We start from the raw sequence: 11667 nt of genomic DNA, 5'->3' as shown, positions 1-11667 counted from the left end.
TGCCATGGGGTCGAAGTTTCGGATTTCGGGGCGGCTCCGCAGCCTCGGCATGCGGGTCGCGTTGCCACCACCGTAACTGCTTGTGAAGCCCTGCACAAAGTCGGTGAAATTGGCCTCATTTTCCGCCGCGACCAGCACAGCGGCCGAATCGGACGGAAAACGGCGCGCTCAGCGCTTCAGGTCGGCCCGCAATCGGGTCTCGTCGACATCGAAATAGCTGTGCTCGCGGCCGTCGAGCAGCACGACGGGAAGCCGGTCGCCGTACTCGGCGCGCAGGCCAGGGTCGGTAGCGGCGGCTTCGTCGACGTCGAGGGTGCCCGGTTCGATACCGAATTCGGCGCAGATCACGCGCAGCTGTTCCAGTGCCGTCGCACACAGTCCGCAGCCCGCGCGAGTCAGCAATGTCACCGAATGTGTGTGATTGGTCATGAGCGGAATTTAATCCGCGGCGCGACGCCGCGAAGGCTCGGTACGCGCCACGCGATTGTGTCGCGCGCCGCCTTCCGCCGTGACTGTCGGCCGATCCGGCTACTGTTGACATGGTTCGCGCGACGGGCGGAGGTACTGGTGCCGGAACGATCGAGGGTGGCGAGGGCCGGATTCATCGCGGGACGATTCGGTGAGTTTCCGGCGCGATGGAATCTGAGCCAGATGGGCCAGGGTCTGCAGGACCAGCTCGCCCGCATCTCGCGCAGCCCCTTCGGCCCCACCGAAGAGGAATTGCGGGCCAATCTGGCCGGTGAGGCCAGCGCCGACGCGGCGCTCACCCTGCACGACGCCGAATTGGCCGCCGGCGAGGCCGAGGCCGCGGGCCCTGAGGCGCCGCGCGATCTCACCGCGGCGGCGTTCTTCGACGTCGACAACACCATGGTGCAAGGTGCCTCGATCGTGCACTTCGCCCGCGGTCTCGCCGCGCGCAAGTACTTCAAGACCTCCGATCTGGTGGACGTCGCCTGGAAGCAGGTGAAATTCCGGGTCACCGGCAAGGAGAACAGCACCGACATGGCCAGCGGCAAGGAGAAGGCACTGGCGTTCATCGCCGGGCGTTCGACCGCCGAACTGGCCGCGCTGGGCGAGGAGATCTACGACGAGATCATCGCCGACAAGATCTGGCCGGGCACCCGCGCGCTCGCGCAGATGCACTTGGACGCGGGCCAGCAGGTGTGGCTGGTGACCGCCACCCCCGTGGAACTGGCGCAAGTGATCGCGAAGCGGCTCGGGCTCACCGGAGCGCTGGGCACCGTGGCCGAGAGCGTGGACGGGAAGTTCACCGGGCGGCTGGTCGGCGACATCCTGCACGGGCTCGGCAAAGCGCACGCGGTGCGCACCCTGGCGATCCGCGAGGGCCTGAACCTCAAGCGCTGCACCGCGTACTCCGACAGCCACAACGACGTGCCGATGCTCTCGCTGGTCGGCACCGCCGTGGCGATCAACCCGGACTCGGATCTGCGCGAAGTCGCCAAGAACCGGGGCTGGGAGATCCGCGACTTCCGCACCGGCCGCAAGGCCGCCAAGATCGGCGTGCCCACCGCGCTGGCCTTGGGCGCGGCGGGCGGCGCCGTCGCAGCAGCGGTCACTCGCCGCCGCGACGTTCACTGAAAGGCGAACGCGCAGCTCACCTCAGCCACGTCTTTCGAGCCATGAGGGGCCGCGCACACGCCGTGCAGAGGCGCGGCGAATCTAACCGGTGAATACGTTGCGGCGCTTGGTGAGCAGCTTGTAGAGCGTCTGCTGGATGGTCTCGCGCACCTGGTCGGTGACCTCGAACATGGTCATCGGATCGTCGGCGGCCTCCGGCTCGTACGGCGCGGTCGGGATGGGGGCGCCGAACTCGATGTACCACTTCGACGGCAGCGGCACCGCGCCGAGCGGACCCAGGTGCGGGAACAACGGCGTGACCGGGAAGTACGGGAGGCCGAGCAGCCGGGCCAGCGGCTTGATGTCGGCCAGCTTCGGGTAGATCTCCTCGGAGCCGACGATGGAGCACGGGATGATCGGCACGCCGGTGCGCACCGCCGCGGCGACGAAGCCGCCGCGGCCGAAGCGCTGCAACTTGTAGCGATCGGTGTACTGCTTGCCGACGCCCTTGAATCCTTCGGGGAACACCCCGGTCAGCTCGCCGGAGCGCAGCAGCCGTTCGGCGTCCTCCCGGCAGGCCAGCGTATGGCCGGCCCGGCGAGCCAGCACCCCGAGCACGGGGGTCTCGAAGATCAGATCGGCCGCGAGCAACCGCAACGCACGCTGCTTGGGGTGGCGATCGTGCACGGCCAACTGCAACATCAGGCCGTCGAGCGGCACCGTGCCCGCGTGATTGGCAACGATCAGCGCGCCGCCCGCTTCCGGGAGGTTGTCCATCCCGCTGACCTCGACCCGGAACCACAGGTCCGACAGCGGGCGCAGGGCGGGCAGGATGACCGACTCGAGCAGGTGCTCGTCGAAACCGAACTCGTCGATCTGGTAGTCGCCGGTGAGCCTGCGGCGCGCGAAGTCCGCGGTCTTGGCGATCTGCTTGCCGAGGGCGCCGCGCAGCACGCCCGACAGCGACTGGGGCGCGGCGGGCGCCACCGCCGCGCGCCGCTCCGCCAGCGACGTCACCGGACTCGGCGCGGCTTGCCGCCGTGGCACGGGCCGCTGGCGCGCCTCGATCTGGAGATCGTGGAGTTGGATGACTTTCGCTACGTCATTCATTGGTGTGCTCCCGTACCGGCCCCGAGCAGGCCGAGCAGTTTGTGTTCTGCGGCGTCGATCCACGCTGGATCGACCACGGGCCGCAACGCTGCGCCCCCGATGAAGTCGTCGAACGCCTGCACCGTTGTCCAGCGTGGCACGAAACCGAATTCGGTGCGCATGCGTGTGGTGTCCAGGCCACAACCGAAGTGGAAATAGTCGAGCTGTTCGGCGGAGAACTCCCGCATCACCGGGCCCATGAGCAGGCGCCCAGCGGTGCGGAACACCGTGAAGGGAACGGGCACCTCGATCCGGCCCGCCCGCCGGACCGCCTGCGACAGCGACAGCGCGCCGTCGCCCGCGATGTTGTACGTGCCTGCCGCCGCGCCGCGCGCCGCGTGCGTCAAGGCGGCTACCGCGTCCTCCTCGTGCAGCAGCTGCATTCTGGCGTCCCGGCCGAATACGGTGGGGGTCACCGGCGAACGCAGATATTGCACGCCGCGAGCGGCCAGCCGGGGGCCGACGATGGGGGCGAACCGCAGAATTGACGTGGCGATATCGGGACGCCGCCGGGCCAGCCCGCGAACATAACCCTCTATATCGATCAGGTCCCGCGCGAACCCGCCGCGCGGCGGTGTGCGCGCGCTCATTTCCTCGGTGAATTTCGCGGGATCCTTGGCGCTGCACCCGTAAACCGCCGAGGACGAGCGCAGCACCACCCGGCGCACCGATGCCACCTTCTGGCAGACCGCGAACAGCTGCATGGCGCCGAGGACGTTGTGATCCTTCATCACCGCGCGACCGCCGCCCGCAGGCGGGCGCGTCAGAAGCGCGGTGTGCACCACGGTGTCCACCTCGCCACCATCGATCACCTTACGGATCAATGGGTTTCGAATGTCCGCGCGCACGAATTCGGCGCGGCCCATGCGCCGCTGCAACTCCCGGCTCGGCGTCATCGTGTCGACGGCGAGAATCCGCTCGATCCCGGGCTGCTGAGCGAGGCGGGCGACGACCGTGCCGCCGAAGAAGCGGCTGGCCCCGGTGACCAGCACGACCTTCGGCGCGTGCGCTTCCCGACCCTCAGAACTCACCGGCACCCGCTTTCCCTTGCCAGCCGCCTTTGTGATTATTCCCAGTGCCAAGGGTAGCGGGTACCTACCCTTCCGCCGAGAGTATTAACCAGGATCTAACGATGACTTCAGTCACGTGATACAAACGGTGATTTCAAAATTGCAAGTTTCAAATAAAAGAGCCCGTCACCTATTGGTGACGGGCCCGCGCGGCTACCACGCAGCGATGCTCACTTGCCGAGTTTGCGCCGCTGGACACGCGTGCGGCGAAGCAGCTTGCGGTGCTTCTTCTTCGACATGCGCTTGCGGCGCTTCTTGATCACAGAACCCATAGGGTTGTCCTCGCGTTCTCTCTACTCGGCGCGCACGCTGCCCGTGCGCGATTGCCGGACGCCCGTCTGCCCTGGCCCCGGCCGACGGGCCGGGGTCACGCGGCAAGCCTCACGCCCCGTGTTCGCGCCGCCGGATACCACGGGGCAACCAACAGCGATGCCACCGGCGGGCGAACACGAACCGAGGAGCTATCGTACCGTCACGCCCCAGCGGTCTCGAAACCGCCTCATCCGGCGTCGAAGTAGGACGTTTCCAGATAGTCGTGCACGGCCTTGGCGTGCACCCGGAACGACCGGCCGACGCGCACGGCGGGCAACTCGCCCGAGTGCACCAGCCGGTAGACCGTCATCTTGGACACCCGCATCAGACTCGCCACCTCGGCGACGGTGAGAAACTGGGTGCCGCCGCCGAGCACGGGTTGCCCCTGTGTCGCGGCCTCACGCTGTGTGCGGGAATTCCCCCGACCGCCCGCTGGACCGGAGCCGCCGGACGCTCCGGAATTCGCAGACATCTTGTTCGCAGACATCATTGCACCATTGACCTCCGGCACGTCCGCGCCGCCGGCTTCCCCACCGGCGGAACAGACACGCACGTGCTACTTGAGAGCTTAGCGGGACCAGTGGTGTTACTGCGACGGGAGTGAGAAATCGGGTTTTCCGATTTCGAACCGACCGGTCATTCCGCTGACGCGCCCTGTTCGGCCGACCTTTGCCTCGATGCGAAGAGAGCTTCCCAGAACGCCGAGCGTAGTCCTCCGCGCTCCAGTTCGCGGATCGCGGCCGCGGTGGTGCCCGCGGGTGAGGTCACCGCGGCGCGCAATTCCGCGGCGGTCTGGGTCGAGCTGTCCAGCAGGGCGGCCGAGCCGACCATGGTCTGCACGACCAGCTGGGTGGCCACATCCCTGGTGAGCCCGAGCCCGACGCCCGCGTCCACCATGGCCTCGACGACCAGGAAGAAGTAGGCGGGCCCCGATCCGGACACCGCGGTGACGGCGTCCATCTGACTCTCGGACACGGTGACCACCTTGCCCACCGCGCCGAGCACCTCGGTCACCAGTTCCAGATGCTGCTCGCGCGCGTAGCGCCCCGGCGCGATGACGCTCATCCCCTGCCCCACCAGCATCGGCGTATTCGGCATCACCCGCACCACGGGGAACCCGGCGGGCATCTTGCCCTCCAACCGCGCCGTCGGCACACCGGCCGCCAGCGACACCAGCACCTGATCGCGGTCGCTGCCGATCTCGGCCTTGCCCAGCGGCGCGAGCACGGCGTCGACGTCGCCCGGCTTCACCGCGATCACCAGCAGGTCCGCGCCGACGGCGGCATCGGCCAGGTCGTCGGTGACCCGGATGCCGAAGCGCTCGGCGAGCTGATGGGCCCGTTCCCGATGGGTCTCCACGACGACCAAGTCCTTGGTCAGCCGCCCGGACTCCAGCAACCCGGCGACCAACGCCTCCCCGATGCGCCCGCCACCGATCACCGCAATTCTCGTCATGGGCCTCAAGGCTAGACGGCGCGCGCGTGGGCTCAGCGCTGGGGAACGAGCGCCAGCTGACGACTCTGCGCGACGACCGCGCCGGTGGAGTCGAGCACCAGCTGATCCTCGTCGAACATGCGCTCGCCCACCTCGTGCGTGGTCGCGATGATCCGCAGCCAGCCCGGTGCGGGCCTGCGGCGCAGGTAGGTGGTCATCTGCACGGTGGGCGCCCAGCCGAAGTGGCCGAGGTTCATCGGCACCGGCGGACTCATGTCGGCGCTCATCATGGCGAAGTACATCGCCACATCGGGGTCCTGCTCGTCCCCCGGCCGCGGGCGGATCCACATCCGCAGGCGCGGCTCGCCTTTCGCGCCCGCCAGGAAGCGGGCCCACTCGCGGTCGAGATGGATGTCGGCGCCCCGGCCGACGTGCACGATGTCGCCCATCTGCGAGCCGGGTTCGTAGCCGATGGCATCGGCGGGCGGCTGCGTGGGCATATCGGAGTGTTCCGGCGCGTAGATCGGGTTCGCGTCGTCGAGGCGGCTGAACGTCAGCGCCGTGCGCACCAGGACGCGACCGTCCTGGACGAGGTCGGTGTCGGCGAGGCAGATCTGCCTGCCGATCTTCCGCACACGCACCTCGTATTCGACCTCGCCCGGGTTGGGCGCGCCGAGGAAATCGGAACTCGCGGCGACCGGCGCCATCCCGACCAGAGCCGGATCGGTCGCGCGCAGCCAATTCGTCGCCGCGGCCGCGCTGCCCGCGACCATGGTTCCGCCGTGCACCTTCGGGCCGATGGTCCAGATGTCGTCGATGAAACCCAGGTAGCGGCCGGTGTCCGGGGTCGTCGGCGGCACCGGTTCCAGCGCGCACACCTGGCTGAACGGTGCGTCGGTGGTGGCCGCCGGGCCGAAATCGGCCGTCAGCTCCGTCGTCATCCTCACTCCTGTCCTGCGTCGACCTCACCCGATCGCGTCCTGCGCTGCCGCGCTGTCGGCACCGGGTTCGTACAACGTACAACGCACCCGGTGACCGACCACATGGCCGCATACCGGAGGAGCGACGAGCGTCACATCGGCGGCTCGGGCGAGCTGTGGCGCGCGCCCGCGGGAGTGGGCGCGGCGGCCTCGGTCAGATGCCTGCGGGCGAAGGCCAGCGTGCGATGCAACATCTCGGCCCGGTCCTTGGTGGTGCGCGCGTTCTGCGTATTGATCTCCGCGACGACCTGGCCGGTGAAACCGGTGCGGACCAGGCTCGCGCACAACTCCTCGCACGGCTGGGTGCCCTCGCCGGGAACGAGATGTTCGTCGTGCGCGGCGCCCCTGCCGTCGGCGAGGTGCAAATGGGCCAGACCCGAGCCCATCCGGGCGGCCAGCGCCAGTGGGTCGGCTCCGGCGGTGGCGGTGTGCGACAGGTCCAGGGTGTAGTGGGCGAACCCGGTGTCGGTCGGGTCGTACGACGGGCTGAAGGCGGTGAGCGCGGGACCGGGGCCGCCACGGCGCTCCAGCCTGCGCACCGCGCCTTCGCGTCGGCCGAACAGCGTGTCCGCCCGCATCGGGAACATGTTCTCCACCGCAACGATCACCGGGCTGCCTTCCTCCAGCTCGGCCACCTGCTCGGCGAACCCGGCCGCGTAGCGGCGCTGCCAGCGGAACGGCGGATGCACCACCACCGTGCTCGCGCCGAGCGCTTCGGCCGTACGCACGCTGCGCGCGAGTTTGGCCACCGGATCCGAGCCCCACACCCGCTGCGAGATCAACAGGCACGGCGCGTGTAACGCGAGCACCGGAACGCCGTACCGGCGCGAGTAGGCCTGCACGGTGGCGATGCTCTGGCTGGCCGGTTCGGCCCAGACCATCAGCTCGACGCCGTCGTAGCCGAGTTCGGCGGCGTAACGGAACGCGGCCTCCGTGTTCTGCGGATACACCGAGGCGGTGGACAGGCCCACCCGGATCTGCCCCGGCCGGGACCCGCCCCCGGCGTCTTCCTGCGGTCCGGCGCCCGCGTGCGACCTCGACCCGGTCTCGTTCGCCTGCCCGATATTCACCACGCCTCGCTCCCGCCTCAGTTCGTACTGAGAAGAAAGGCCAGTGGTCCCAGCGTGACGAAGATGCCCACGACGACGGCGATCACCGTGCTGAGGATGTCGTCGGTCCTGCGCAGAATCCGCACGAGGGCCACCAGGCCGAGAATCACGATCATCGCCAGGGCCAGCGCGACCCAGGGAAGCATCTCCCACATCCGCTCGAAGCCCTTGAACAGCAGCATGCCCGCGACGGCAGCGCCCGTGCTCTGGCCGCCGAGGATCATCCACTGGCGCCGGTTCTCGTCGTCCTCCGACTTCTTGGCCGCCCTGGACCTGCGCGGCGAGGCGGCCCTGGTGACGGCGCGAGGTTCGTCATCGAAGTCGTCGTCGTCTTCGTCCTCGTCCAGTGCGATCGGCTCGTAGACGTCGGTGACGCCGTCCAGTTCCGCGGCGGCGACGCCGGCGCGACCGCCACGGCCGTGGTGCTGCGCCGCGCCGCGTTCGGCCCGTTCGGCGCCTTCGCGCAGCAGGTCGCCGGCGACCGTCTGGCCGGACAGCAGCTGCTGATCCTGGCTGGCCAGCGACCAGGCGGCGGTCGGGAGGCCGCCGGATTCCGGCGCCGGTTCGGCCTGCGGTTTGTGCCGACGGGCCGACCAGGCAGGCAATCCGTTCTCGCCGACGCCCTCGCGACGGGCTGGTCTTCGATGCGCCTCCGGCGGCTCGGGCGGAGCCTGCCTGCCCGGCTTCGATCTCGGATCGGGCGGCGGCGCGAGGGGCAGCGGTTGCGACTCGGGGGCGAAACCGCCGGTGGACGGCGACCAGGCCGCGGTGGACGGACCCACGTCCTCGGCGGCTTCCGCGGCCTCCGCCGCCCTGCGCCTTGCCGCGCGCCCGCCCCTGGCGCCGTTGCGCTCGGGCAAGGGCGAGCGGCCGAAGCCGGGTTCATCGAGGTCCCCGTGGCCGTTGCGGCTCGCTTCGCCGAACCCGCGGTCGGACAGCGCGTCCAGGCCGAACGATTCGGACCGGGCCTCCTGCCAGGACCGTACCTCGGTCGCCTCTTCTTCGGGTTCCTCCCGCCTGCGCCTTCGCCCCGAGCGCGGGGGCGTCTCCGGCGCCGCGGGCGGATCGGGGACGTACGGACCGGGCGCGGCCGAGAACAGATCGGACACCGGAGTGTCCGGTGACAGCGGATCGAACGACGTGCTGTGGCGCGCGGAGGGCATCTCCCGGCCCGGCATGACGCGGCTGGAGCGCCCCGGCGGCGGATCGGCCCGCGGCGGGTCCGGCTGCGCGTAACCGGCCAGCGGGTCGTACATCGAGATCGGACCCGAGATGGGCGAATACGACGACGGATCGGGCTGCGGATCGGGCGAGTAGGAAACCGGTTCCGGCGCGGGCGGATCGAACGAGGGCGGCGCGTAGGCGGGTTCGTCCGCACCGGAATCCGGCGCCGCGTGCGCGGAGTGGCCGCCGCCGTCCCGGATGACCGGCAGGTCACCGGTCAGTTCGGCGACGGAGATGCCGCGGCCGCTGCGGCGGCGTCTGCCCCCGCCGGACGAGGCGCCGCCCTGCTGGCCGTTACGCGCCAGCAGTTCCGCGACCGACAGCTGTTTGGAGTCCTCGCTCATGACGACACCGTCCCGATCGAGCCCGGCGAAGGCGCGCCGCCGGGCGCGGGCCGACCGTCACCGGTCGCCGAGCCCGCTGAGTACGTTGCTTCGGGTCCACCATTCATATCGGTATCCAGTTTGCGCAGGATCAGCCCTTCGCGCAGCGCCCACGGGCAAATCTCCAAAGTATCGAGCGAAAGTGCCCGCATACTCGCCTCCGCGACCAGTGCGCCGGCCACCAATTGCTGTGACCGATCGGAACTTACGCCTTCCAATTCTGCACGGTCCGCCGCCGTCATCCGCGAGATGAACGCTATCAGTTGGCGCAGGCCCGAACTCGTGAGTGTACGACGCACCCGAGGGCCCGCGGCGGACGGCGCCGCTCCGGTCAGCCTGGCCAGGGATCGGAACGTCTTCGACGTGCCGACGGCGAGATCGGGCTTGCCGGGCTCGAGCAGCTTCTTCGCCGGGACCACCAGCTCGGCGTCGAGCCAGTCCCGCAACACCGCGACACGGCGCTTGCCCGGCGGGTCATCGCGCAGCCATTCCCTGGTCAACCGGCCCGCGCCCAGCTGCAAGGACAGCGCGACGTCCGGCTCCTCGTCGCCGCCGTTGGTCATCTCGAGCGAACCGCCGCCGATGTCCAGGTTGAGAATGCGCCCCGCGCTCCAGCCGTACCACCGGCGCACCGCGAGAAAGGTCAGCCGGGCCTCGTCGACGCCGGACAGCACCCGCAGGTCGACGCCCGTCGACTCGCGCACGCGGCCGAGCACCTCCTCGGAGTTGGCCGCCTCCCGCAGCGCCGAGGTGGCGAACGGCATCAGCTCGACGCATCTGGAGGTCTCGGCGATGCTGGCGAATTCGGCCACGGTGTCGATCAGCCGTTGCGCGCCGGCCTCGGTGATGCAACCGGCGGCATCGATGTTCTCCGCGAGCCGCAAGGTGGCCTTCGTCGAACTCATCGGCAGGGGGTGACCGCCACGGTGCGCGTCCACCACGAGCAGGTGAACGGTATTGCTTCCGACATCGAGTACCCCAAGCCGCACATGAACACGGTACTGGGTGGTGCTGCACTTCAGCCCAGGCGACTGAGCTGTTAGCGTCCTCTTTTGTGACGGTAGGCGCATCACCGAGCAGCCCGACCCGGCCCCGACCAGCGGGGAAGATCGACCCAGCCCCCGAAGTCGAACCCGACTTCCCGCGCGAGTGGATCGAGTTCGTCGATCCGGCAAACGACGAGCACCTGATCGTCGCCGATCTGACCTGGCTGCTGTCGCGGTGGACGTGCGTGTTCGGCACCCCGGCCTGTCAGGGCATCCTGGCCGACCGGCCGGATGACGGCTGCTGCTCGCACGGCGCGTTCCTCTCCGACGACGACGACCGCAAACGGCTGAGCCGCGCTGTGAAGATGCTCACACCCGAGGACTGGCAGCTGCGCGGCGAGGCGACCAACGCGCAGGGCAAGGTCACCAAGAGCGGCTATCTGGAACTCGACGAACTGGACGACGAGCCGGCGCTGCGCACGCGCCGGTTCGACGGCGCGTGCATCTTCCTCAACCGTCCCGGCTTCGCGGGCGGCATCGGCTGCGCCCTGCACTCCATGGCGCTGCGGCGCGGCATCGAGCCGCTGGAGGTGAAGCCGGACGTGTGCTGGCAGCTGCCGATCCGCCGCACCCAGGACTGGGTGGACCGGCCCGACGGCGTGCAGATCCTGCGCACCGTGATCACCGAGTACGACCGCCGCGGCTGGGGGCCGGGCGGCGCGGACCTGGACTGGTACTGCTCGGGCTCCCCCGACGCCCATGTCGGCGCCAAGCCGGTGTGGCAGTCCTACGCCCCCGAGCTGACCGAACTGATCGGCGCGCCCGCCTACGCCGAGCTGGCCAGGCACTGCAAGCGCCGCGAGGGTCTCGGCCTGATCGCCGTGCACCCGGCGACGGTGCACGCCGATCGGATGCGCGATACCGCCGATCCGTTCGCCTGATCGTTTGCCGACCGAGCGCTCGATCGGGTGGCCTCCGGCGGTGCGCTCGCTCGGGCGGTTCACCCCGTCGCCATGCGAGCTTCACCCGGATCGGGTTTGATGTGCCGTTATGTCCAAGAAAGTTCTCGCCGCGGCGGCCATCGCACTGGGCGCCGCCCTCTCGCTCACCGGAGTAGCCCACGCCGAGCCGAACGGCGATCCGCACAAGTTCTTCGACTTCACCACGGAGTTCGTGTCGGCCACCGATCCGGCCGCGGTCAACGCCAAGGCCGCGGGCAAGCTGCTGATCGCCAGCCCCTACGGCACCTCGCACACCATCGCCTGCCGCGGCACCAGCACCGCGGACCTCTACGACTGCATGCAGGAAGACGATCTGGGCTGGATCACCCTGCAGAAGACCGAGACCCCCCTCGGCACCACCTGGATCTACCTGCCCTGAGCGACCACGAACGGCAACGGCCGAGAGCACCGCAGTGCTCTCGGCCGTTTCGTGTTCTCGCC

13 protein-coding genes are annotated in these 11667 nt (G+C 69.5%); 3 read left to right on the top strand and 10 right to left on the bottom strand.

Translation table 11 applies throughout. From position 1 onward, the window contains the following. Window positions 1-168 precede the first annotated feature (168 nt). Window positions 169-429 (bottom strand): glutaredoxin family protein, encoded by a 261-nt coding sequence (locus ACH49X_RS12565; protein ID WP_195083139.1) that lies wholly within the window; start codon window positions 427-429, stop codon window positions 169-171. Window positions 430-651: 222 nt separating this feature from the next. Here ACH49X_RS12565 and ACH49X_RS12560 point away from each other — a divergent pair, with 222 nt between their 5' ends. Beyond that, window positions 652-1599: an HAD-IB family hydrolase gene (locus ACH49X_RS12560; protein WP_323124666.1), complete on the top strand. Its 948-nt coding sequence runs from the start codon at window positions 652-654 to the stop codon at window positions 1597-1599. A gap of 81 nt (window positions 1600-1680) precedes the next feature. On the opposite strand, the gene ACH49X_RS12555 is transcribed toward ACH49X_RS12560, so the two are convergent. From ACH49X_RS12555 to ACH49X_RS12515, 9 genes are all read right to left on the bottom strand, one after another. Continuing rightward, a complete protein-coding gene (locus ACH49X_RS12555; RefSeq protein ID WP_357112654.1) occupies window positions 1681-2688 on the bottom strand; it encodes a lysophospholipid acyltransferase family protein in 1008 nt (335 codons plus the stop codon). After that, the gene (locus ACH49X_RS12550) at window positions 2685-3758 is read right to left on the bottom strand and encodes an NAD-dependent epimerase/dehydratase family protein (RefSeq protein ID WP_323124665.1); all 1074 of its coding nucleotides are present in this window, start codon (window positions 3756-3758) and stop codon (window positions 2685-2687) included. The genes ACH49X_RS12555 and ACH49X_RS12550 overlap by 4 nt, the downstream gene beginning before the upstream one ends. A gap of 209 nt (window positions 3759-3967) precedes the next feature. Then, on the bottom strand, window positions 3968-4069 hold the full coding sequence (locus tag ACH49X_RS12545) for a 30S ribosomal protein bS22 (RefSeq protein WP_003402602.1): 102 nt from the start codon (window positions 4067-4069) through the stop codon (window positions 3968-3970). Between the two features lie 227 nt (window positions 4070-4296). Then, entirely contained in the window at window positions 4297-4599 is a 303-nt protein-coding gene (locus ACH49X_RS12540; RefSeq protein ID WP_379044736.1) for a helix-turn-helix domain-containing protein, read from the bottom strand. A 146-nt stretch (window positions 4600-4745) separates the two neighbouring features. Next, window positions 4746-5564, bottom strand: a complete 819-nt coding sequence (gene proC, locus ACH49X_RS12535) for a pyrroline-5-carboxylate reductase (protein WP_195083142.1) — start codon at window positions 5562-5564, stop codon at window positions 4746-4748. Between the two features lie 32 nt (window positions 5565-5596). Continuing rightward, window positions 5597-6484: a thioesterase family protein gene (locus ACH49X_RS12530; protein ID WP_195083143.1), complete on the bottom strand. Its 888-nt coding sequence runs from the start codon at window positions 6482-6484 to the stop codon at window positions 5597-5599. A gap of 131 nt (window positions 6485-6615) precedes the next feature. Beyond that, window positions 6616-7494, bottom strand: coding sequence for a sugar phosphate isomerase/epimerase (locus ACH49X_RS12525; RefSeq protein WP_195083186.1), 879 nt, complete (start codon window positions 7492-7494; stop codon window positions 6616-6618). Window positions 7495-7610: 116 nt separating this feature from the next. Continuing rightward, a complete protein-coding gene (locus tag ACH49X_RS12520) occupies window positions 7611-9200 on the bottom strand; it encodes a hypothetical protein (protein WP_357112649.1) in 1590 nt (529 codons plus the stop codon). Further along, window positions 9197-10228, bottom strand: coding sequence for a Ppx/GppA phosphatase family protein (locus tag ACH49X_RS12515; protein ID WP_195083187.1), 1032 nt, complete (start codon window positions 10226-10228; stop codon window positions 9197-9199). Before ACH49X_RS12515 ends, ACH49X_RS12520 begins: the two co-directional genes overlap by 4 nt. A gap of 65 nt (window positions 10229-10293) precedes the next feature. On the opposite strand from ACH49X_RS12515, the gene ACH49X_RS12510 reads away from it, so the two are divergent. Both ACH49X_RS12510 and ACH49X_RS12505 read left to right on the top strand, forming a co-directional pair. Continuing rightward, entirely contained in the window at window positions 10294-11166 is an 873-nt protein-coding gene (locus tag ACH49X_RS12510; RefSeq protein ID WP_323124662.1) for a hypothetical protein, read from the top strand. Between the two features lie 109 nt (window positions 11167-11275). Further along, on the top strand, window positions 11276-11605 hold the full coding sequence (locus ACH49X_RS12505; protein ID WP_357207468.1) for a hypothetical protein: 330 nt from the start codon (window positions 11276-11278) through the stop codon (window positions 11603-11605). The last annotated feature ends 62 nt before the right edge of the window (window positions 11606-11667 follow it).

The organism is Nocardia sp. NPDC019323 (assembly GCF_044389845.1).
In the GTDB taxonomy this organism is placed as follows: Bacteria; Actinomycetota; Actinomycetes; order Mycobacteriales; family Mycobacteriaceae; genus Nocardia; species Nocardia implantans.
The sequence above is the reverse complement of the archived record's forward strand: the minus strand, read 5'-3'. Positions and strand labels throughout refer to the sequence as shown.

Coding starts and splice junctions, on each gene's coding strand:
- ACH49X_RS12520 (WP_357112649.1), bottom strand. CDS start 9,200: ATGAGCGAGGACTCCAAACAGCTGTCGGTCGCGGAACTGCTGGCGCGT.
- ACH49X_RS12540 (WP_379044736.1), bottom strand. CDS start 4,599: ATGATGTCTGCGAACAAGATGTCTGCGAATTCCGGAGCGTCCGGCGGC.
- ACH49X_RS12505 (WP_357207468.1), top strand. CDS start 11,276: ATGTCCAAGAAAGTTCTCGCCGCGGCGGCCATCGCACTGGGCGCCGCC.
- ACH49X_RS12565 (WP_195083139.1), bottom strand. CDS start 429: ATGACCAATCACACACATTCGGTGACATTGCTGACTCGCGCGGGCTGC.
- ACH49X_RS12560 (WP_323124666.1), top strand. CDS start 652: ATGGGCCAGGGTCTGCAGGACCAGCTCGCCCGCATCTCGCGCAGCCCC.
- ACH49X_RS12530 (WP_195083143.1), bottom strand. CDS start 6,484: ATGACGACGGAGCTGACGGCCGATTTCGGCCCGGCGGCCACCACCGAC.
- ACH49X_RS12555 (WP_357112654.1), bottom strand. CDS start 2,688: ATGAATGACGTAGCGAAAGTCATCCAACTCCACGATCTCCAGATCGAG.
- ACH49X_RS12545 (WP_003402602.1), bottom strand. CDS start 4,069: ATGGGTTCTGTGATCAAGAAGCGCCGCAAGCGCATGTCGAAGAAGAAG.
- proC (WP_195083142.1), bottom strand. CDS start 5,564: ATGACGAGAATTGCGGTGATCGGTGGCGGGCGCATCGGGGAGGCGTTG.